General features: G+C 62.1%; 18 protein-coding genes. 14 read left to right on the forward strand and 4 right to left on the reverse strand.

The window, feature by feature from the left end:
* The first annotated feature begins 54 nt into the window (after positions 1 to 54).
* The 10 genes from rpsK (at position 55) to AC0L3O_RS28740 (ending at position 10,744) form a co-directional block, all read left to right on the forward strand.
* Entirely contained in the window at positions 55 to 444 is a 390-nt protein-coding gene (gene rpsK, locus AC0L3O_RS28695) for a 30S ribosomal protein S11 (RefSeq protein WP_023799279.1), read from the forward strand.
* Between the two features lie 206 nt (positions 445 to 650).
* Positions 651 to 1,661: a DNA-directed RNA polymerase subunit alpha gene (locus AC0L3O_RS28700; RefSeq protein WP_023799278.1), complete on the forward strand. Its 1,011-nt coding sequence runs from the start codon at positions 651 to 653 to the stop codon at positions 1,659 to 1,661.
* Positions 1,662 to 1,805: 144 nt separating this feature from the next.
* Positions 1,806 to 2,237: a 50S ribosomal protein L17 gene (rplQ, locus tag AC0L3O_RS28705; RefSeq protein ID WP_023799277.1), complete on the forward strand. Its 432-nt coding sequence runs from the start codon at positions 1,806 to 1,808 to the stop codon at positions 2,235 to 2,237.
* A gap of 195 nt (positions 2,238 to 2,432) precedes the next feature.
* A complete protein-coding gene (locus tag AC0L3O_RS28710) occupies positions 2,433 to 3,920 on the forward strand; it encodes a DegQ family serine endoprotease (protein ID WP_473617289.1) in 1,488 nt (495 codons plus the stop codon).
* A gap of 51 nt (positions 3,921 to 3,971) precedes the next feature.
* A complete protein-coding gene (locus AC0L3O_RS28715; RefSeq protein ID WP_473617291.1) occupies positions 3,972 to 5,282 on the forward strand; it encodes a replication-associated recombination protein A in 1,311 nt (436 codons plus the stop codon).
* A 68-nt stretch (positions 5,283 to 5,350) separates the two neighbouring features.
* A complete protein-coding gene (gene crcB, locus AC0L3O_RS28720) occupies positions 5,351 to 5,728 on the forward strand; it encodes a fluoride efflux transporter CrcB (RefSeq protein ID WP_128169094.1) in 378 nt (125 codons plus the stop codon).
* A 133-nt stretch (positions 5,729 to 5,861) separates the two neighbouring features.
* Positions 5,862 to 6,842 carry an RluA family pseudouridine synthase gene (locus AC0L3O_RS28725; RefSeq protein WP_473617292.1) on the forward strand — a complete coding sequence of 327 codons (981 nt, stop codon included), beginning with the start codon at positions 5,862 to 5,864 and terminating at the stop codon, positions 6,840 to 6,842.
* A gap of 11 nt (positions 6,843 to 6,853) precedes the next feature.
* Positions 6,854 to 7,768, forward strand: coding sequence for a DMT family transporter (locus AC0L3O_RS28730; RefSeq protein ID WP_287067831.1), 915 nt, complete (start codon positions 6,854 to 6,856; stop codon positions 7,766 to 7,768).
* 11 nt (positions 7,769 to 7,779) lie between these two features.
* Positions 7,780 to 8,571, forward strand: a complete 792-nt coding sequence (locus AC0L3O_RS28735; RefSeq protein WP_473617293.1) for an ATP12 family chaperone protein — start codon at positions 7,780 to 7,782, stop codon at positions 8,569 to 8,571.
* Positions 8,572 to 8,857: 286 nt separating this feature from the next.
* Entirely contained in the window at positions 8,858 to 10,744 is a 1,887-nt protein-coding gene (locus tag AC0L3O_RS28740; protein WP_473617295.1) for an MFS transporter, read from the forward strand.
* 85 nt (positions 10,745 to 10,829) lie between these two features.
* On the opposite strand, the gene AC0L3O_RS28745 is transcribed toward AC0L3O_RS28740, so the two are convergent.
* The gene (locus AC0L3O_RS28745) at positions 10,830 to 11,024 is read right to left on the reverse strand and encodes a DUF2735 domain-containing protein (RefSeq protein WP_236372904.1); all 195 of its coding nucleotides are present in this window, start codon (positions 11,022 to 11,024) and stop codon (positions 10,830 to 10,832) included.
* A 317-nt stretch (positions 11,025 to 11,341) separates the two neighbouring features.
* Between AC0L3O_RS28745 and AC0L3O_RS28750 the strand changes: the two genes are divergently transcribed.
* Positions 11,342 to 12,382: a glutamine synthetase beta-grasp domain-containing protein gene (locus AC0L3O_RS28750; protein WP_023799266.1), complete on the forward strand. Its 1,041-nt coding sequence runs from the start codon at positions 11,342 to 11,344 to the stop codon at positions 12,380 to 12,382.
* Between the two features lie 168 nt (positions 12,383 to 12,550).
* Here the strand turns inward: AC0L3O_RS28750 and glnA are convergent, their stop codons facing one another.
* Both glnA and AC0L3O_RS28760 read right to left on the reverse strand, forming a co-directional pair.
* Positions 12,551 to 13,960, reverse strand: coding sequence for a type I glutamate--ammonia ligase (gene glnA, locus AC0L3O_RS28755; RefSeq protein ID WP_473617296.1), 1,410 nt, complete (start codon positions 13,958 to 13,960; stop codon positions 12,551 to 12,553).
* A 54-nt stretch (positions 13,961 to 14,014) separates the two neighbouring features.
* Entirely contained in the window at positions 14,015 to 14,353 is a 339-nt protein-coding gene (locus AC0L3O_RS28760) for a P-II family nitrogen regulator (RefSeq protein ID WP_006205430.1), read from the reverse strand.
* A 416-nt stretch (positions 14,354 to 14,769) separates the two neighbouring features.
* Between AC0L3O_RS28760 and AC0L3O_RS28765 the strand changes: the two genes are divergently transcribed.
* The 3 genes from AC0L3O_RS28765 to AC0L3O_RS28775 are packed head-to-tail and all read left to right on the forward strand — an operon-like array spanning position 14,770 to position 18,296.
* Positions 14,770 to 16,302, forward strand: coding sequence for an NAD(P)H-hydrate dehydratase (locus AC0L3O_RS28765; protein WP_473617298.1), 1,533 nt, complete (start codon positions 14,770 to 14,772; stop codon positions 16,300 to 16,302).
* Positions 16,299 to 17,114 (forward strand): hypothetical protein, encoded by an 816-nt coding sequence (locus AC0L3O_RS28770; protein ID WP_473617299.1) that lies wholly within the window; start codon positions 16,299 to 16,301, stop codon positions 17,112 to 17,114. The genes AC0L3O_RS28765 and AC0L3O_RS28770 overlap by 4 nt, the downstream gene beginning before the upstream one ends.
* Positions 17,115 to 17,144: 30 nt before the next feature.
* Positions 17,145 to 18,296 carry a hypothetical protein gene (locus tag AC0L3O_RS28775; RefSeq protein WP_473617301.1) on the forward strand — a complete coding sequence of 384 codons (1,152 nt, stop codon included), beginning with the start codon at positions 17,145 to 17,147 and terminating at the stop codon, positions 18,294 to 18,296.
* Positions 18,297 to 18,331: 35 nt separating this feature from the next.
* Here the strand turns inward: AC0L3O_RS28775 and AC0L3O_RS28780 are convergent, their stop codons facing one another.
* Positions 18,332 to 19,864 carry an acyl-CoA carboxylase subunit beta gene (locus AC0L3O_RS28780; RefSeq protein ID WP_287139213.1) on the reverse strand — a complete coding sequence of 511 codons (1,533 nt, stop codon included), beginning with the start codon at positions 19,862 to 19,864 and terminating at the stop codon, positions 18,332 to 18,334.
* Positions 19,865 to 20,226 lie beyond the last annotated feature (362 nt).

Below are 20,226 nucleotides of genomic sequence, written 5' to 3' on the forward strand. Positions count from 1 at the left end.
CCTGGTGGAGCCGCTGGCATTACGGCGGTGTAGAGATCAACTGAAAGGACCATCATGGCCAAGGAAGCCACACGTGTTCGCCGTCGCGAACGCAAGAATATCTCGTCGGGCGTTGCCCACGTCAACTCGACCTTCAACAACACGATGATCACCATCACCGACGCGCAGGGCAATTCGATTGCCTGGTCGTCGGCGGGAGCCCAGGGCTTCAAGGGGTCTCGCAAGTCGACCCCGTTCGCTGCCCAGATGGCTGCCGAGGACGTTGCCAAGAAGGCCCAGGAACACGGCATGCGCATGCTTGAGGTCGAGGTCTGCGGACCCGGCTCAGGTCGTGAATCGGCGCTGCGCGCATTGCAGGCAGCCGGCTTCACCATCACCTCGATCCGTGATGTGACGCCGATCCCGCACAATGGCTGCCGCCCGCGCAAGAAGCGCCGCGTCTAAAGATTGTCGCCCAAGCATTGCCTCGGGCCTGAACCGAGAGCGCAGCGATTTGGGGCAACGACAGGCATAAGAACAGAGACCTGAAGCGCTACGCGCTTTAGGGAAAAAATTACCGAACGCCGCGCGAACGCCAGGAGCGTTCCTCCACGGCATTCCAGGTCGCCCGCCACGATTGGATGGTGGCGGGTCAACGGAAGGAAAGCATCATGATCCAGAAAAATTGGCAGGAACTGATCAAGCCGAACAAGATCGAGTTCTCTTCGAAGAAGAAGACGCTGACCACGCTGGTCGCCGAGCCGCTCGAGCGCGGCTTTGGCCTGACCCTCGGCAACGCGCTGCGTCGCGTGCTTCTGTCTTCGCTGCGTGGCGCGGCGGTGACCGCCGTGCAGATCGACGGTGTTCTGCATGAATTCTCGTCCATCGCCGGCGTGCGCGAGGACGTGACCGATATCGTCTTGAATATCAAGGAAATCGCCATCCGCATGGAAGGCGACGGCCCCAAGCGCATGGTCGTGCGCAAGCAGGGACCGGGCGCTGTTCTGGCCGGCGACATCCAGACGGTCGGCGACGTCGAGATCCTCAATCCCGACCACGTCATCTGCACGCTGGACGAGGGCGCAGAAATCCGCATGGAGTTCACCGTCGATACCGGCAAGGGCTACGTTCCGGCCGACCGCAATCGCGCCGAAGACGCGCCGATCGGCCTCATCCCGGTCGACAGCCTCTACTCGCCGGTCAAGAAGGTCTCCTACAAGGTCGAGAACACCCGCGAGGGCCAGGTTCTCGACTACGACAAGCTGACCATGACGATCGATACCGACGGTTCGATCTCGGGCGAGGACGCAGTGGCTTTCGCCGCCCGCATCCTGCAGGACCAGCTTGGCCTGTTCGTCAATTTCGACGAGCCGCAGAAGGAAGTCGCCGCCGAGCAGGTGACCGAGCTTGCCTTCAACCCGGCGCTGCTCAAGAAGGTCGACGAACTCGAGCTTTCGGTGCGTTCGGCCAACTGCCTGAAGAACGACAACATCGTCTATATCGGCGACTTGATCCAGAAGACCGAGGCCGAGATGCTGCGCACCCCGAACTTCGGCCGCAAGTCGCTGAACGAGATCAAGGAAGTCCTGGCGGCGATGGGCCTGCACCTCGGCATGGAAGTGCCGGATTGGCCGCCGGAAAACATCGAAGACCTCGCCAAGCGTTACGAAGATCAATACTGACCGGTGAATTGAGAATGGTGAAATGGTGAATGGTCGTCGGTCGGCGACTTCGGAGAGGTAGAGCCCTTCCATTCACCATTCACTATTGACCATTCACAAAACGAAACAGCCGGGCCAACCGCCCACAACACCAGGAGAAGAGCCATGCGCCACGGATTTAAAGGCCGCCGGTTCGCCCGCAGCATAAGCCACCGCAAGTCGATGTTTGCCAATCTTGCCGTGTCGCTCATCGAGCATGAGCAGATCCTCACCACCTTGCCGAAGGCGAAGGATCTGCGTCCGATCGTCGAGAAGCTGGTGACGCTAGGCAAGCGCGGCGACCTGCATGCCCGCCGCCAGGTGATTGCCCAGATCGGCAATGAAGGCGTCGTCAAGCGCTTATTCGACACGATCGCGCCGCGCTACGCCACCCGCAACGGCGGCTATCTGCGCATCATGAAGGCGGGCTTTCGCCACGGCGACAATGCCGCCATGGCGGTCATCGAGTTCGTCGATCGCGACACCTCGGCCAAGGGCGCTGGCGACCGTGCCCGCATCGAGGCAGAAGGCACTGACGAGGAAGCCGCAGCCGCATAAGCTTCGGTTTTCCCTCAAGGAGTTCAAAAGGGCCTGCGGGCCCTTTTGTGCGTTCTGGACGTGGTAGGGAGCATTGCGGGGACTGTCTTGATTTAAGCCCATGTCTTTTCCTCGAGAATAATTCGATTACATCGACTTAGCCTTTCATTTTGCACAATCGTCGGGACAATGGCGCCCGACCCCGGAGGATTCGGAATGCGCGTAAAACGGATGTCCCTTGTTCTACTCTGCGCCTTGACGGCGGCGGCAGTCGTGCCGGCCGCCAGGCAGGCGCTGGCTCAGGACACCAAGGCCGATCCCGGTCTGTCCGACGTGCTGACCGACATGTTGCGCGGCGCCGAAGGCGAAAATGCCACCTCCGGTCCAGACAAGCGCGTGCCGTTCGGCCGCGAGGAGATGCAACTGTCGTTTGCGCCGCTGGTCAAGCAGACGGCGCCGGCCGTGGTCAATGTCTATGCCTCGCAAACGGCCAGGCTGAGGTCGCCCTTCGACGGCGATCCATTCTTCGAAGAGTTCTTCGGTCGTTCGCAGCCGCGCGCGCAGTCTTCGCTCGGCTCCGGCGTGCTGGTCGACCCGACAGGCATAGTGGTCACCAATTTCCACGTCATCAAGGACGCCGATCAGGTCAAGGTCGCCACCGCGGACGGGCGTGAATTCGACAGCAAGGTGCTGCTCAAGGACGAGACGCTTGACCTCGCCGTGCTCAAGATCTCCGCCGACAAGCCATTTCCGGTCGTCGCCATCGGCGATTCCGACGCGCTTGAGGTCGGCGACCTGTTGTTGGCCATCGGCAACCCCTTCGGTGTCGGCCAGACCACCACCAGCGGCATCGTTTCGGCACTTGCCCGCAGCCACATCGGCGTTTCCGATTCCAGTTTCTTCATCCAGACCGACGCTGCGATCAATCCCGGCAATTCCGGCGGTGCGCTGATCAACATGGGTGGCCAACTGGTCGGCATCAACACGGCGATCTACAGCCGCAGCGGTGGCTCGATCGGCATCGGCTTTGCTATTCCCTCCAATATGGTTCGCGCGTTTGCCGATGCGGCCAAGGCCGGGCGCGACTTCTTCGAGAGGCCGTATATCGGCGCCGAATTCGAGCGCGTGACGCCGCAAATCGCCGAATCGCTTGGTCTCGAGACGCCGACGGGGGCGCTGGTTTCGTCCGTCGACGAAGCCGGGCCGGCGGCCAAGGCGGGGCTCAAGGCCGGTGACGTCGTGCTGTCGCTCAATGGCACGCCGGTCGAGAGTATCGAGGCGCTGGATTACCGGATGGCGACGCTGTCGATCGGCACCAATGCCAGCCTCGCCGTTCTGACCAAGGGCCAGCAAGCGGCGATGGACATCGCGCTGGAGCGTGCGCCGGAAGGTGCAAAACTCGCGGAAGTGACGCTGCGCGGTCGCAGCCCGTTCTCCGGTGCCAAGGTTGCGGAACTGTCGCCGCGGCTCGCCCAGCGGCTCGGCATCCGCACGGACGTCAAGGGTGTTACGGTGATCGACATCAATCGCGGTTCGCCCGCAGCCGGTTTCGGCTTCCAGCCGGGCGACATCGTTCGCGAGGTAAACGGCTTGACCATCGATACCGCCGCGACCCTGGAACAGGCAGCCATGCAGGAGACGCGCTGGTGGCGCTTTACCGTCGAGCGCGGCGGGCAGATACTGCGCCAGGTGTTGCGTTACTAAGCCCGAGCGTCGATCCTTCGGACGAGATCGCGCTCCAACGAAAAGACGTGCATGGCCGATCTGTTCAGTGTCGATGAACCGGAAAAAGCGCCGCCCGGCAGGCCGCTGGCCGACCGACTGCGCCCGCAGAACCTCAGCGAGGTCGTCGGCCAGGAGCATCTGACCGGACCCGACGGCGCGCTGACGCGACTAATCGGCTCCGGCTCGCTCGGCTCGATGATCTTCTGGGGGCCGCCCGGGACGGGCAAGACTACGGTCGCGCGGCTGCTTGCCGGCGAAACCAGCCTTGCGTTCCAACAGATATCGGCGGTGTTTTCCGGCGTCGCCGACCTGAAGAAAGTGTTCGAGGCGGCGAAGCTGCGCCGCACCAACGGCCGTCAGACGCTGCTCTTCGTCGATGAGATCCATCGCTTCAACCGGGCCCAGCAGGACAGTTTTCTGCCTGTCATGGAAGACGGCACCGTGGTGCTGGTTGGCGCCACCACCGAAAACCCGTCCTTCGAGCTGAATGCCGCGCTTCTATCCCGCGCCCGTGTGCTGGTCTTCCATTCGCTCGGTGAGGACAGCATCGCCAAGCTGCTGGCCCGTGCCGAGGAGACCGAGGGCAGGGCGCTGCCGCTCGACGACGAGGCGAGGGCGATGCTCGTCCGCATGAGCGATGGCGATGGTCGTGCGGCGCTGACGCTGGCAGAAGAGGTCTGGCGCGCCGCCAAGTCAGGCGAGGTGTTCAGCGCCGAAGGCCTGCAGCGCATCGTCCAGCGCCGCGCGCCGATCTACGACAAGGGCCAGGACGGCCATTACAATCTGATCTCGGCGCTGCACAAATCGGTGCGCGGCTCCGACCCCGACGCCGCCCTCTATTATCTCGCCCGCATGTTCGATGCCGGCGAGGATCCGCTCTATCTCGGCCGCCGCCTGGTGCGCATGGCGATGGAGGATATCGGGCTGGCAGACCCGCAGGCGCTGGTCGTCGCCAATGCCGCCAAGGATGCCTACGACTATCTGGGCTCGCCAGAGGGCGAGCTCGCCTTCGCCGAGGCCACGGTCTATCTCGCCAGCGCGCCCAAATCCAACGCCGTCTACACCGCCTTCAAGGCTGCCACACAGGCGGCTAAGGAGTTCGGCTCATTGCTGCCGCCCAAACACATCCTCAACGCGCCGACCAAGCTGATGAAGGAAGAAGATTACGGCGCCGGCTACCGTTACGACCACGACGAGCCGGACGCTTTTTCCGGACAGGATTATTTTCCGGAAAGGATGGGCCGCCGTAAATTCTATGATCCGCCCGAGCGCGGTTTCGAGCGTGATATCAGGAAGCGGCTCGACTATTGGGCGAAGCTGCGCGGCGAGCGGAAAAAGTAAGGCTCGCGCTACTTTCCCGCTCAGGGGCAGGGATTGACCGAGCCACCCTGTAAGGGCAGTAAACGGCGATGATCAATCTCCTCCTCGTTGCTGCGGGCGGCGCTATTGGTGCCGGGCTCCGCCACGTCGTCAATTTCGTTGCGCTGCGTCTTGTCGGCCCGAGTTTTCCCTGGGGCACGATGGCGATCAACATTGTCGGCTCCTTTGCCATGGGCCTGTTCATCACGACCCTGGCGCGGCGCTACGGCGGATCGAACGAGCTTCGGCTGTTCGTCGCCACCGGCATCCTCGGCGGCTTCACCACTTTCTCCGCCTTTTCGCTCGATTTCGCGACGCTGTGGGAGCGCGGCGCGACGCTGCCGGCGTTCGGATACGCCCTTGCCAGCCTCATTGGCGCGATCATTGCCCTGTTTCTGGGTCTTTGGCTCGCAAGAAGCCTGCCTTAATGCTATTGCCCCCGCTTGCAGCGCCGCGTGCCCCTCAGGGCGCGCCAAGGACGCTGTAGCTTTTTGATTTGCGCATGACCCTTTCCGAAGATCGATTTCAGGTCATGCGCTGGAAACGGGTAAAAACGAGACAATGGCAGGCGTAGAACAGATCACGGTGGAGGCCGGCGAGGCGGGCATGCGGCTCGACCGCTGGTTCAAGACCCATTTTCCGGGCCTTGGCTTCGGCCATCTGCAAAAACTGCTGCGCTCCGGCCAGATCCGTGTCGATGGCGGCAGGGTTAAGGCCGATACCCGCGTCGAGCCGGGCCAGACGGTTCGCATCCCACCGCTCGAAGTGGACAAGAAGGGCGAGAGCCCGCTCACCGGTCACTCGATCCGCAACCAGGGCGACGCCGACGTTCTGGCCAGGATGCTGATCCATGAAGATCCAAAAGTGTTTGTCTTCAACAAGCCGGCCGGCCTGGCCGTCCAGGGTGGCTCAGGTGTCACCCGCAATGTCGACGACATGCTGGAAGCCTGGCGCAGCCAGAAGGGCGAGAAACCGCGTCTGGTGCACCGGCTCGACCGCGACACGTCAGGCGTGCTGGTCGTCGCCCGCACCAGGCTCGCCGCCATGAAGCTTGCCGAGGCGTTCCGGGCGCGTGAGACCAAGAAGACCTATTGGGCGCTGGTCAAGGGCGTGCCGCCGAAGCGCGAGGACAAGATCTCGACTTGGCTGATCAAGGAACCGACGCCCGACGGCGACCGCGTGCGCGTCGCCAAGCATGGCGAAAAGGGCGCCGACCACGCAGTGTCTTATTACCGGATCGTCGAGCAGGCGGCGCAGACCCTGTCCTGGCTGGAGATGGAACCCTATACCGGCCGCACTCACCAGCTTCGCGTCCATGCCGCTCACATCGGCTGCCCGATCATCGGCGATCCCAAATATTTCGAGGCCGATACCAATTGGGATTTTCCCGGCGGCATGCAGAACCGCTTGCATCTGCACGCGCGCCGCATCGTCATCCCGCATCCCGACAAGGGTTTCATCGACGTCACCGCACCGATGCCGCCGCATATGCGCCAGAGCTGGAACCTGATCGGCTTCGACGACGCCAGCGCGGAGGACTAGTTCCAGTGGGCATGGCCACAGATACGCTCGACCGTCGCGACAGGGTCGACATGGCCGCCGCCGCCATCATGGTCGGGCTGACCTTTTCCTGGGGGCTGAACTACGTCGCCGCCAAGATCTCCTATGCCGGCTACGATCCCGTTTTCCTGTCGATCGCACGGTCGGTCATCGGCGGGCTGTGCGTTCTCGTCTGGTGCCGCTGGCGCGGCATTGCGCTTTTTACCCGCGACGGAACCCTTGTCGCCGGCATTCTGGCAGGCGCGCTTTTTGGTCTCGAGTTCCTGTTTCTCTATGTCGGGCTCGAACAGACGACCGTCGCGCGCAACACCTTGCTGGTCAACACCATGCCGTTCTGGGTGCTGGTCGGCGGGCATTTCCTGCTCAACGAACGCATCACCGCGCGCCGGCTCGTCGGCCTTCTGCTCGCTTTCGCCGGATTGGTCGCGGTGTTCTCCGACCAGTTGAGCGCCGATAACGGTGCGACCCTGATTGGTGATCTGCTCAGTCTCGGCGCCGGCATTCTGTGGGCTTTGACCTACATCGTCATCAAGCGCACGAAACTGGCGGAAACGAGCGCCGAGAAGTTGCTGCTCTACCAACTGGCCGGCGCTGCGATGGTCGGCGCCTTGGTGCTGCCTTTCGCCGGGCCGCCCGTCCGCGACTTCGCCGCTTTGCCGACCTTGGCCTTGCTTTTCCAGGCGGTCTACATCGTCGCCTTCACCTATGTGCTCTGGTTCTGGTTGCTGCGGCGCTATCCGGCATCGGGCCTGTCGAGTTTTACTTTCCTGTCGCCGGTGTTCGGCGTTCTGTGCGGCGCCATCTTCTTGAACGAGCCTCTGACCATCCGTATTTTCCTGGCACTCGGCCTCATCGCAGCCGGTCTGATCATTGTGAATCGGCCGGCCCGAAAACAGATCCCCGGATGAAAGGCTCCGGCATGCGCGATATTCTCAACGACCTCGAAGCGGGAAAGCAGCTTTCCGATCCGGATCCGGTACGCCGTGCCCAGATCCAGATGAAGACGCATCTGCCGAAACGCTTCTACAAAACCGTCTCGGTCGCACCGGCCGAAGCTGGTTTTGCGGTTCATCTCGATGGCAAGCCGGTCCGTACGCCGGGCAAAGCGCTTCTGATCCTGCCGACCGAAAAAGCCGCCGCTCTGGTCGCCGGCGAGTTCGCCGCGCAAGGCGAGACGATCGACCCGATGACGATGCCGGTCATGCGTCTGGTCAACACGGCCATCGACGGCGTCGCCAGCGACCCGCAGGCGGTTTTGGAAGACATCCTGCGCTTTGCCTCGTCCGACCTGCTCTGCTATCGCGCCGACGCCCCGCAGGGGCTGGTCGACCGGCAGAACGAATATTGGGACCCCGTCATCGATTGGGCGCGGAGCGCGCTCGGCGCCCGGTTTCACCTCGCCGAAGGGGTGATCCATGTCGAGCAGCCGCGCGAGAGTTTCGCGGTGCTTGGCGTTCATCTTGCCCAGCGTGCCGACCCGCTCCGGCTTGCCGCCATCCACGTCATGACGTCGCTGACGGGATCGGCACTGCTGGCGCTGGCCGTCGATTTCGGCGAGATCGACGGCGAGGCAGCCTGGGCCGCCGGCCATGTCGACGAGGACTGGCAGGCCGAGCACTGGGGCCATGACGCGGAGGCCGTCGCCCGCCGTGCCCACCGCAAGCGCGACATGATGGCCGCCGTCGGTTTCCTCGAGGCACTCAAGGGCTGACGGCGATCGCCGCCCTCATTCGTTTCGCCTTGCCCTATTAGAGCGACGTGCGTTCCAGTTGGACGTGCAAAATACGCTCTAACACTTTGAATCTATGCATCGTGCTTTCCGAACATCGATTCCGATGTTCGGGCCGATGCATTGGACCAAAGTCATAATCCCAAAGACGGGCTGCCTCTGGGCGGCGCTTTCTGTCACTTCTCGCGGCGATAGCTGCCCGAGTTCGTGTCCAGAGGCGACACCGCGCAGCATCAAGCACAGCGAGATGTCACGGGAGGACGAATTCATGGCAATGGCAGCGACCGCCGGCAGAGCAAGCCGCGGAATGACGCGGGAAGAGAAGAAGGTCATCTTCGCTTCCTCGCTCGGCACCGTTTTCGAATGGTACGATTTCTATCTCTACGGCGCATTGGCGGCGGCGATCGGCTCGACATTCTTCAACTCGTATCCGGAAGCGACGCGCAACATCTTTACGCTGCTGGTTTTCGCCGCTGGCTTCCTCGTGCGCCCGTTCGGCGCGCTGGTGTTTGGCCGCATCGGTGATCTCGTAGGTCGCAAATACACCTTTCTCGTCACCATCATGATCATGGGCCTGTCGACCTTCCTGGTCGGCCTGCTGCCTGGTTCGGCAAGCTGGGGCATTGCAGCGCCTATTATCCTGATTGCGCTGCGCATGCTGCAGGGCCTGGCGCTCGGTGGTGAATATGGCGGTGCGGCGACCTATGTGGCCGAGCATGCGCCCGACGACCGCCGCGGCTTCTACACATCGTGGATCCAGACGACGGCGACGCTCGGCCTGTTCCTGTCGCTGGTCGTCATCCTTATCGTGCAAAATTCGCTGAGCAAGGAGGATTTCGAGGCTTGGGGCTGGCGTGTTCCATTCCTGCTCTCAGCCATTCTGCTCGGCATATCGGTCTGGATTCGCCTGTCGCTTGCCGAATCGCCGACCTTCCAGCGCATGAAGGACGAGGGTAAGGGCTCCAAGGCGCCGCTGACGGAAGCCTTCGGACAGTGGAAAAATGCCAAGATCGCCATTTTGGCGCTTTTCGGCCTTACTGCCGGCCAGGCCGTAGTTTGGTACAACGGCCAATTCTACGCGCTGTTTTTCCTGCAGAACGTGCTCAAGGTCGACGGCCAGTCGGTCAACATCATGATCGCCATCGCGCTGGCGCTCGGCACGATCTTCTTTGTCGTGTTCGGCTGGCTCTCCGACAAGATCGGCCGCAAGCCGATCATCATGGCGGGCCTGGCGCTGGCGATCGTCACCACCTTCCCGCTGTTCAAGGCGCTAACCTGGGCAGCCAACCCGGCGCTCGCCACCGCACAGCAAAACACCCGTGCCACGATTACCGCTGCACCTGGCGACTGCAAGTTCCAGTTCAATCCGACCGGAACGCGCAAGCCTCTGACGTCGTGCGATATTGCGACGGACTTCCTTGCCAAGAGCTCGGTGCCCTATGACATTGTCACGACAGCGGCACCGGGGACCGCGGCCAGTGTCAAGATCGGCACCGAAACGGTGGCGTCCTATGATGCCGTGGCAGCCGCAGACAAGGCAACTTCAAGCGACGCCGCGTTCAAGAAGGCAATCAACATTGCATTGCGGGACGGCGGCTATCCGCTGAAGCGTGCTGCGGCCAAGGTCGCCGACCAGAAGCTTGACGCCTTCGTCGCGGCCAATCCGGAACTGAAGCTCGACGCCGCCGCAATCCGCGCCGGCGACAAGACGACGGTTGCTGCCGACCGGGCGATCAAGGACAAGCTGCTGACGGCCGATGAGGCAGCGGCGGTGCCCGAGATCACCGTCTACAATGTCCCGGCGGCAGGCGCCTTTGCGATGTTTGCCGACCCTGAGCAGGTCAGCTGGGCAAAGGTCATTGGCGTCCTGTTCATCCTGGTCCTTTACGTGACCATGGTCTACGGACCGATCGCCGCGATCCTGGTAGAAATGTTCCCGACCCGCATCCGCTATACCGGAATGTCGTTGCCCTATCACATCGGCAATGGCTGGTTCGGCGGCCTGCTGCCGGCGACGGTGTTCGCGCTCAGCGCCTACAGCGGCGATATCTATTACGGCCTCTGGTATCCCGTGGTGATCGCGGCGATGTCGCTGGTCATCGGTACGATCTTTGTCAGGGATACGCTGGGAACGGACTTGGACGCCAAGACCTGATCCTTGCCTGACGGCAAAATGAAAAGCCCGGCGCGAGCGATCGCGCCGGGCTTTGCAATTCGTCAAAAGCGATGCGGAGGAAAGGTTAGCTCTTCCGGTCCTGTTTTTCTTCCTCGATGGCCGCTTCGTGATACCAGCCGCTTCCGAAATCCGTACGGTTGCGCAATGAAGCAAGTTCTGCCGCGAACTTAGCCTTTCCGCTTAAATTTGAGGCAGAAGCGCGCGCTGCCACCGGGAACATCAGGATTTTGGCCGACTGACGGGTAGGAGTGATTTCCATTGTCGGTCTCCCTTCTTCTGCAGAGCCTTGCCGATTCAATCTTTCCCGAAGATAGGTTCTGCAATCCAGTTAGGCAATATGATTATAAAAAGATCAGTATCTGCCTGTTATTTATGCAGAATATGCTTGTGATTGATCCGGACGCATTGCGATTACGCGGCAGCGGATTTGTCGGGATGCGGCGTCAGTTTTGTCGCATCCTTGGCCGGCGAGAATGGCACACGAATTGCTTTTTAATAATCCGGCAGGTCGGCTGCAGGGTGGCTGGCATGCCGGCGCCGTCCAAGGTTCGGTGATCAAAGCAACGAGAGGCTAGAATGACGAAATACAAGCTCGAGTACATTTGGCTCGATGGATACACCCCGGTTCCCAACCTTCGCGGAAAGACGCAGATCAAGGAATATGCCGAATTCCCGACGCTCGACCAGCTTCCGCTGTGGGGCTTCGACGGTTCCTCGACCATGCAGGCCGAAGGCCACTCGTCCGACTGCGTGCTGAAGCCGGTCGCCATCTATCCCGACCCCGCGCGCAGCAATGGCGTGCTCGTCATGTGCGAAGTCATGATGCCGGACGGCGTGACGCCGCATGCATCCAACAAGCGCGCCACCATCCTCGACGACGAGGGCGCCTGGTTCGGCTTCGAGCAGGAGTATTTCTTCTACAAGGATGGCCGCCCGCTCGGCTTCCCCGAGAGCGGCTACCCCGCGCCGCAAGGCCCGTACTACACCGGCGTCGGCTACAGCAACGTCGGCAACGTCGCCAGGCAGATCGTCGAGGAGCATCTCGACCTCTGCCTTGCCGCCGGCATCAACCATGAAGGCATCAACGCCGAGGTGGCCAAGGGCCAGTGGGAATTCCAGATTTTTGGCAAGGGCTCGAAAAAGGCCGCCGACCAGATGTGGATGGCCCGCTACCTGATGCAGCGCCTCACCGAGAAATACGGCATCGATATCGAATACCACTGCAAGCCGCTCGGCGACACCGACTGGAATGGTTCCGGCATGCACGCCAACTTCTCGACCGCTTATATGCGCGAAGTCGGCGGCAAGGACTATTTCGAGGCGCTGATGGCCGCCTTCGACAAGAACCTGATGGATCACATCGCCGTCTACGGCCCGGACAACGACAAGCGTCTGACCGGCAAGCATGAGACCGCGCCGTGGAACAGGTTCAGCTATGGCATCGCCGACCGCGGCGCCTCGATCCGCGTGCCACATTCCTTTATCAACAATGGCTACAAGGGCTATCTCGAGGATCGCCGCCCGAACTCGCAGGGCGACCCCTACCAGATCGCTTCCCAGATCCTGAAGACGATCGCCTCCGTCCCGACCAGCGCCGAGGTTTCGGCTGCCGCTTGAGCACGCGTCACGGCGCGGAACTGAGTGTCTGCGCCGTGACTGCTCTCCGTCGCGTCGGCCTTTTGTCAGGGCGACAACACCAACTGCTGGATTGAGTGTTCGCCATCCCAAACAAAAACCCCGCCGGATCGCTCCGGCGGGGTTTTGTTTGTCGCTTAGCTCGTCCGCTCAGACCGAGTAATACATGTCATACTCGACCGGGTGCGGGGTCATTTCGAAGCGCATCACTTCGGCCATCTTGAGCTCGATGTAGCTGTCGATCTGGTCGTCGTCGAAGACGCCGCCGGCCTTCAGGAAGCCGCGGTCCTTGTCGAGGCTCTGCAGCGCTTCGCGCAGCGAACCACAGACGGTCGGGATCTTCTTCAGTTCCTTAGGCGGCAGGTCGTAGAGATCCTTGTCCATCGGCTGTCCCGGGTGGATCTTGTTCTTGATGCCGTCGAGCCCGGCCATCAGCATGGCGGCAAAGGCGAGGTAGGGGTTGGCGCCCGGATCGGGGAAGCGGACCTCGACGCGCTTGGACTTCGGCGACGAGCCGAATGGAATGCGGCAGGAGGCAGAGCGGTTGCGGGCCGAATAGGCGAGCAGCACCGGCGCTTCATAGCCCGGCACCAGGCGCTTGTAGGAGTTGGTTAGCGGGTTGGTGAAGGCGTTGATGGCCTTGGCATGCTTGATGATGCCGCCGATGTAGAACAGGCAGCTCTCCGAGAGGCCGGCATATTCATTGCCGGCGAAGGTCGGCTTGCCGCCCTTCCAGATCGACTGGTGGACGTGCATGCCCGAGCCGTTGTCGCCGAAGACCGGCTTCGGCATGAAGGTGGCCGTCTTGCCGTAGGCGTTGGCGACCTGGTGCACGACATACTTGTAGATCAGCATCTTGTCGGCGTTGCGGACCAGCGTGTCGAACTTGATGCCGAGCTCGTGCTGGGCAGCGGCCACTTCGTGGTGGTGCTTTTCGACACGCACGCCCATTTCGGCGAGCACGGTCAGCATTTCAGAGCGCATGTCCTGCGCCGAGTCGATCGGCGGCACCGGGAAATAGCCGCCCTTGATGCGCGGGCGGTGGCCGAGATTGCCGGTCTCGTAGTCGGTGTCGTCGTTGGACGGCAATTCGGTGGAGTCGAGCTTGAAGCCGGTGTTGTACGGATCGGCCTTGTACTTGACGTCGTCGAACACGAAGAACTCGGCTTCCGGGCCGACGAAGATCTGATCGCCGATGCCTTCCGCCTTCATATAGGCTTCAGCCTTCTTGGCGGTGCCGCGCGGGTCGCGGTTGTAGGATTCTCCGGAGATCGGATCGAGGATATCGCACAGGATGACCATGGTCGACTGCGCGAAGAACGGGTCCATATGCACCGTCTCGGTGTCGGGCATCAGCACCATGTCGGACTCGTTGATCGCCTTCCAGCCGGCTATGGAGGACCCGTCGAACATGACGCCGTCGGCAAACATGTCTTCCTCGACCTCAATGACATCCATCGTCACGTGCTGCAGCTTGCCCTTCGGATCTGTGAAGCGCAGGTCAACGAATTTCACGTCGTTGTCCTTGATCTGCTTCATGATGTCTTTGGCTGTCGTCATGTCATGTTTCCCTGTCTGATGACGTTTCGAGGAGATGATCTGAAATCAGAATCCTCAGACCGCGTCCATCCCTGTTTCGCCGGTGCGGATGCGCACGACTTCCTCGATGTTGGAGACGAAGATCTTGCCGTCGCCGATGCGGCCGGTTTGGGCCGCCTTGCGAATGGCCTCGATCGCGCCTTCGACCGCGTCGTCGCCGAGCACGACCTCGATCTTCACCTTGGGCAGAAAATCCACGACATATTCAGCGCCGCGATAGAGTTCGGTATGGCCCTTCTGCCGGCCAAAACCCTTGGCCTCCGTTACGGTGATGCCTTGCAGCCCGGCCTCCTGAAGCGCTTCCTTCACTTCGTCTAGCTTGAACGGCTTGATGATCGCTTCGATCTTTTTCATGTAAAAAGTGGCCTCCACTGTCAAAAAAGACGGGTTGTGAGCCCCGCTTGCGCCTCTTTCAAGCACGAACTGTGCCAATTTGAGGGGATTCGAAGCGGTATCACGCGATTTCGATGCCATGCCGCGTTGAGGGCTAAATTCGCGTCATTCGCTGCGTTGGATGCGTCATGGATACTGGGAACCTACACATTGTCGGCGCTACCGTCCGCACAATAATTGGGCAGATAGAGCATTTCGCGGGCAATTGTGCTTCGAGGACGCCATTGTCCCTAACGATGTGCTTACAGATCGTGCCATTTCATCGCCGTTTGCTTCGAACCGAAAACTGGACAATGTTTGACCACAGGGATCGGGGTTTGACCACAGGGATCGGGTTTGACCACAGGATCGGCTTGAGCCAATGCGGATCGGCATCCATGAGCAATGAAATTCTGTCTCCGGCCGAGATGGCTGAGGCCGACCGGCTGACGATTTCCGCCGGACCATTCGACGGCATTGTCCTGATGCGCAATGCAGGTGCGGCAGTCGCTGCGGTGGTGCTCGCCCATTTTCCGGCTGCCAGGCGCATCCACGTGCTGTGCGGGCCCGGCAACAATGGCGGCGATGGCTATGTCGTCGCCCGCATGCTTCGGGACAGCGCCGTCGACGTCTTGCTGTGGGCATCCGGCTCGCCCAAAGCCGGCAGCGACGCGGCGCTCGCCGCGTCGGAATGCCAGGTCAGTCCACGGCCGCTGTCGGAATTTGCTGCCAATAAAGGTTCGATCCTGGTCGATGCGCTTTATGGGGCAGGGCTGTCCAAGCCGCTGTCCGGTGATGCCGCCAGGGCGGTCGAGGTTGCGACAGAACTGAACCTGCCTGTCGTCGCGGTCGATCTGCCCTCAGGCGTGTCAGGCGAGAGCGGCCAGATTCTCGGCCGGGCATTCCGCGCCCAATTCACGGTAACATTCGCGCGAAAAAAGCCCGGCCATCTGCTGTTGCCTGGGCGCGAGATGTGCGGCGAACTGGTGCTTGCCGACATCGGCATTAGCGACGATATCGTTGCGCAGCTTGAACCGCTCACCTTCGAGAACATCCCGCCGCTTTGGCTCGAAAATTTCCCGGTCCCAGCCGTCGACGCGCATAAATACAGGCGCGGCCATGTCGGCGTCTTTTCCGGCGGGCCGTCGACGACGGGTGCCGCACGGCTATCGGCGCTTGCCGCGGCCAGAAGCGGGGCAGGGGCGGTGACCGTGCTGTCGCCGGCGAATGCCGTGCAGGTGAATGGCGCGCATCTGACTTCGATCATGCTGCAAAAGGCAGACAGCATCGCGGACGTGCAGGAATTCATCGACGGCCGCCGGCCATCGGCGTTTGTCCTCGGACCCGGATTTGGCGTCGGCGAAAAGACCAGCGATTTTGCCCTCGGCGTGCTGGCCGCCGGAGACCGGCAGGACGGCAGGGTCGACGGGCTGGTGCTCGATGCCGATGGTATCAGCTCGTTTCGCGATACGCCGAACGTTCTGTTCGAAGCCGCCCGTCGCCCGAACGCACCGGCGCTGGTGCTGACGCCGCATGAGGGCGAATTCGCCAGGCTGTTTGCGGACATCGCCGGAGCCAGGAACCTGTCCAAGCTGGCCAAGGCGCGCACTGCCGCCGCGCGCGCCGGCGCCATCGTCGTCTACAAGGGCGCGGACACGGTGATCGCGGCGCCCGATGGCAGGGCGGCGATCAACGGCAACGGCGCGCCATGGCTGGCCACCGCCGGTTCGGGCGACGTGCTGTCGGGCATCATCGCCGGCCTCCTGGCGCAAGGCATGCCGGCTTTCGAAGCCGCCTGCGCGGCGGTCTGGATCCATGCTGAGGCCGGCAGCCGTTTCGGACCTGGGCTGATCGCTGAAGACTTGCCGCTGGCGCTGGTGCCGGTGCTGCGCGAGCTTGCCGAAAATCGCAACGGGATGACCGCTGAATGAACCGTCGGCTCGCCTTGATCGCTGTGATTTTTGCCAATTTTTTCTTAGCCAGCCTGGCGCGCGCCGAAGGTCCGGTGATGATCGTCGACGATCCGGCCGTGCTGGCCGCACTCGACGCCAGGGGTTTTGATTTCGCCGGCATTTTCGATGTCGACGGCAAGGCCGACCTGAAGACGCTTTATGACAAGGCGCCGGCCTATCATCAGATCGTCGAAACGATTGCCGGCGATGTTACCGCGCTGCGCGCCGAGATGAAGGCTGGCGGGCGGTCGCTCTACGAAGTCACCGACGGCAATGTCGGCCGCATCATCGACATGCGCTGGCTGAAGACCGACGCCGCGCGCTTTCGGCTGGTCGGTGTCGTCAACCGGCTCGATCGGCGTGATTTCGCCGAAATACGAGGCGACGGGGGCTGCGGCGAGGTCCGTTTCATCTACCGTCTTGCCTACAGCTTCAAGAAAAACGGCAAGGTTCTGGCCTCGCGCTTGCCGTTCAATTTCAATGCCATCTATAGCGTCGCGCCGGACGCCGATGGCGGCTGCGTCGGCGTTGCCGGACGCTGGACGCCGCAGCTCGATGAGACCGTCGACATCGGCTGGCTCATCGGCGGGCCGCTTGAAAGGGCCGGGCTGAGCTTCAAGCAGCTCGAGCTCAACGCACAAATGGTGCGCTTTCCCTCCGGCCAGGAGACCGAATTTGGCGGCCAGGCTGCCTACCTCATGCGGATTTTGGCGTCGATGGAGAGACGGTCAGCGAAAAGCCGCTGGAAAACACGCCCGACCTGGCGCGGCTTGCCGACGACGCCGCGCTGAAAGCAAAACTTGCCGACTATATCAGCGCCAATGTCGCGGCGGTCGACCTCGGCGTCAATCCCGGATGAATTCCTGGCCAAGAAAGTCGTCTCGTGGTCGACTTTCGGCAGCGCAAGGCAGGCCAATCACCCGTTCACGCCGCTGTTCCAGCCTGCGGATTTTTCCGGGCTGGACTATTCTACGCTGAAGCTGCTGCGCACGCCGGAAGCGCTGGTCGAGCGGCTCGACAATGGCGCCTGCCAGGGTTGTCATCAGGCTGGTTCGACCGCCGGTTTCCATTTCATCGGCCTCGACGACAAGACGACATCGCCGCTGAACCGCATCGAGGTCGGCATCTCGCCGCATCTTCATGCCGAGATGCCGCGGCGCGAAGCCTGGCTGCGTGCGGCCGCCGACGGCAAGGAGCCGAACCGGCTCCGCCCGCTGTCCTTCGCGCCGCCGGCCGCATGGAAGGACGCCGGCGAGGTCGCTTACGCAGCGGCCGAGATGGCGATGCCATGTTTGATGCCGGAGGATGCGGCCCGCTTCGGCACGACCTGGCAATGCGGCGGCGGCACCGTCTGCACGGCGCTGGCGACGGCATCGGGGGTGCGGACGAAACTGGCGCAATGCCTGCTGCCCAAGGACAGCGAAAAGATGTTTTCCGGACATCCATGCCTGACCGGCTCGATCGCCAGCAACGGCACGCAGCCTTTCAATGACCGCTACAGCATTACCGGCCAGTTCGCGGCCTTGGCCACCGACATTTCGCGCACCGCCTACACCTGCCGGCCGCCGAAGATCGGTGTGCCGGCCGGCATCGCCTATCGCGGATGCAATGACAAGGACCGCGCCTTTGCCGGCTTCAAGCCGGGCAAGCCGATGCCGAACGAGATCTGCGGCCTGGTCGGCGGCAAGAAATTCGACATCTGCGTGGCGACCAATAATTTCGACCAGTGCTTGGGCGGCGCCGTCAACCGCGGCAATCCGCCGGCTTGCTCGGCCGACCATTTCTGCCGCGAAGATTACATGTGCCAATCGCTGCCGCCCGATACGCCCGGTATCGGCAAGGTGAAAGGTGTCGGTTTCTGCTCGCCAACCTATTTTATCTTCCAGATGCGCATCGACAATCATGCCACCCCGTGGTCTGGAGCCGTCCGCGCGACGATGGGCGCTGGGTTCGGCGCCGCGGAAGCGGAGTGAGCTTTTGCGGTGGTCGCTTTCGCGACATCAGCGCCTCACAACGGAATGTTGTCGTGCTTCTTCCAGGGGTTCTGCATATCCTTGTTGCGCAGCATGCGCAGCGCACGCGCAATGCGGCGGCGGGTCGAATGCGGCATGATCACCTCGTCGACATAACCGCGCTCGGCGGCGACGAAGGGCGACAGGAAGCGATCCTCGTAAGCCTTTGTATGTGCTGCGATCTTCTCAGCATCGCCGATGTCCTTGCGATAGATGATCTCGACCGCGCCCCTGGCGCCCATCACTGCGATCTGCGCCGTCGGCCAGGCATAGTTCATGTCGCCGCGCAGATGCTTCGACGCCATCACGTCATAAGCGCCGCCATAGGCTTTTCGGGTGATCACGGTGATCTTCGGGACGGTCGCTTCGGCATAGGCGAACAAGAGCTTGGCGCCGTGCTTGATCAGGCCGCCATATTCCTGTGCGGTGCCGGGCAGGAAGCCTGGCACGTCGACGAAGGTGACGATCGGAATCGAGAAACAGTCGCAGAAGCGCACGAACCGCGCCGCCTTGCGGCTGGCGTCCGAATCGAGCACGCCGGCCAGCACCATCGGCTGGTTGGCGACGAAGCCGACCGTGCGGCCCTCGACACGCCCGAAGCCGGTGACGATGTTTTTCGCAAAATCCTGCTGGATCTCGAAGAAGTCACCCTCATCGGCAACTTTAAGGATCAACTCCTTGATGTCGTAGGGTTTATTGGCGTTGTCGGGGATCAGTCGGTCGAGCGACGGATCGTCATCGGCGACCGACTGGTAGCATTCGATCTCGGGGATATCAGCCGTGTTGGAGGCAGGCAGCAGATCGACCAGCCGGCGCATCTGCAGCAGCGCCTCGACGTCATTGTCGTAAGCGCCATCGGCAATCGACGACTTCGTCGTGTGGACCAAGGCGCCGCCGAGGCTCTCGGCGGTCACCGTCTCGTTGGTGACGGTCTTCACCACGTCCGGGCCGGTGACGAACATGTAGGAGGTGCCGCGCACCATGAAGATGAAGTCGGTCATCGCCGGCGAATAGACGTCGCCGCCGGCGCAAGGACCCATGATCACTGAAATCTGCGGGATGACGCCGGAGGCGAGCACATTGCGCTGGAATATCTCGGCATAGCCGCCAAGCGCTGCCACGCCTTCCTGGATGCGGGCGCCGCCGGCGTCGTAGAGGCCGATGATCGGCGCGCGGTTGCGCAGCGCCATCTCCTGCACCTTGACCACCTTTTCGGCGTGGGCCTCGGACAGCGAGCCGCCGAACACGGTAAAGTCCTTGGCAAAGACATAGACCGGCCGGCCATTGACGGTACCCCAGCCGGTGACGACGCCGTCGCCGGCGATCTTGGTTTTTTCCATGCCGAAATCGGTTGAGCGATGCTCGACATACATGTCGAACTCCTCGAACGAGCCTTCGTCGAGAAAGACGTCGATGCGTTCGCGCGCGGTGAGTTTGCCCTTCTTGTGCTGAGCGTCGATACGGGCCTTGCCACCGCCCATGCGCGCCATGGCGCGGCGGCGCTCGAGTTCCTTCAGCACGTCCTTCATCGCTCGATCCCCAAAAGAAGCTGATTTGTGGTAATCATGGCGGTAAGCGAGCGCAAGCGCCGCTTTTCGGCCTGCTTTGTTTTCGCAACGCTGGCGTGCTTTCGCCGCCGATCTCGATACGCTGGCGGGCATAGCTGGCCGTCTGTTAGGTGCGGCTTACCAACCGCTCTCGCTTCGCTTGCTGGGGCAGCGTCCGCCGCAAACGGGCCGATCTCAGCGGCAAATCACTGACCTTCGAGATTAGCCGAAGCATCCCTCCACTTCGTCATCCTAGGGCGGAGCAAGGAGCGAAGCGACGCGGCGCAGACCCTAGGATCCATTCCGTGACGTCAGCCGAAGAATGCAGCGGCTCTGAACCGAAC

The sequence above is a fragment of the Mesorhizobium sp. WSM4810 genome, from assembly GCF_055811235.1.

Excerpts from the sequence above, each read along its gene's own strand:
- AC0L3O_RS28710 (WP_473617289.1), top strand. The coding sequence starts at position 2,433 with ATGCGCGTAAAACGGATGTCCCTTGTTCTACTCTGCGCCTTGACGGCG.
- AC0L3O_RS28750 (WP_023799266.1), top strand. The coding sequence starts at position 11,342 with ATGACGAAATACAAGCTCGAGTACATTTGGCTCGATGGATACACCCCG.
- rpsK (WP_023799279.1), top strand. The coding sequence starts at position 55 with ATGGCCAAGGAAGCCACACGTGTTCGCCGTCGCGAACGCAAGAATATC.
- AC0L3O_RS28735 (WP_473617293.1), top strand. The coding sequence starts at position 7,780 with ATGCGCGATATTCTCAACGACCTCGAAGCGGGAAAGCAGCTTTCCGAT.
- AC0L3O_RS28760 (WP_006205430.1), bottom strand. The coding sequence starts at position 14,353 with ATGAAAAAGATCGAAGCGATCATCAAGCCGTTCAAGCTAGACGAAGTG.
- AC0L3O_RS28715 (WP_473617291.1), top strand. The coding sequence starts at position 3,972 with ATGGCCGATCTGTTCAGTGTCGATGAACCGGAAAAAGCGCCGCCCGGC.
- rplQ (WP_023799277.1), top strand. The coding sequence starts at position 1,806 with ATGCGCCACGGATTTAAAGGCCGCCGGTTCGCCCGCAGCATAAGCCAC.
- AC0L3O_RS28775 (WP_473617301.1), top strand. The coding sequence starts at position 17,145 with ATGTCGCGGCGGTCGACCTCGGCGTCAATCCCGGATGAATTCCTGGCC.
- AC0L3O_RS28765 (WP_473617298.1), top strand. The coding sequence starts at position 14,770 with ATGAGCAATGAAATTCTGTCTCCGGCCGAGATGGCTGAGGCCGACCGG.
- AC0L3O_RS28725 (WP_473617292.1), top strand. The coding sequence starts at position 5,862 with ATGGCAGGCGTAGAACAGATCACGGTGGAGGCCGGCGAGGCGGGCATG.
- AC0L3O_RS28745 (WP_236372904.1), bottom strand. The coding sequence starts at position 11,024 with ATGGAAATCACTCCTACCCGTCAGTCGGCCAAAATCCTGATGTTCCCG.
- AC0L3O_RS28740 (WP_473617295.1), top strand. The coding sequence starts at position 8,858 with ATGGCAATGGCAGCGACCGCCGGCAGAGCAAGCCGCGGAATGACGCGG.
- glnA (WP_473617296.1), bottom strand. The coding sequence starts at position 13,960 with ATGACGACAGCCAAAGACATCATGAAGCAGATCAAGGACAACGACGTG.
- AC0L3O_RS28700 (WP_023799278.1), top strand. The coding sequence starts at position 651 with ATGATCCAGAAAAATTGGCAGGAACTGATCAAGCCGAACAAGATCGAG.
- AC0L3O_RS28780 (WP_287139213.1), bottom strand. The coding sequence starts at position 19,864 with ATGAAGGACGTGCTGAAGGAACTCGAGCGCCGCCGCGCCATGGCGCGC.
- crcB (WP_128169094.1), top strand. The coding sequence starts at position 5,351 with ATGATCAATCTCCTCCTCGTTGCTGCGGGCGGCGCTATTGGTGCCGGG.
- AC0L3O_RS28770 (WP_473617299.1), top strand. The coding sequence starts at position 16,299 with ATGAACCGTCGGCTCGCCTTGATCGCTGTGATTTTTGCCAATTTTTTC.
- AC0L3O_RS28730 (WP_287067831.1), top strand. The coding sequence starts at position 6,854 with ATGGCCACAGATACGCTCGACCGTCGCGACAGGGTCGACATGGCCGCC.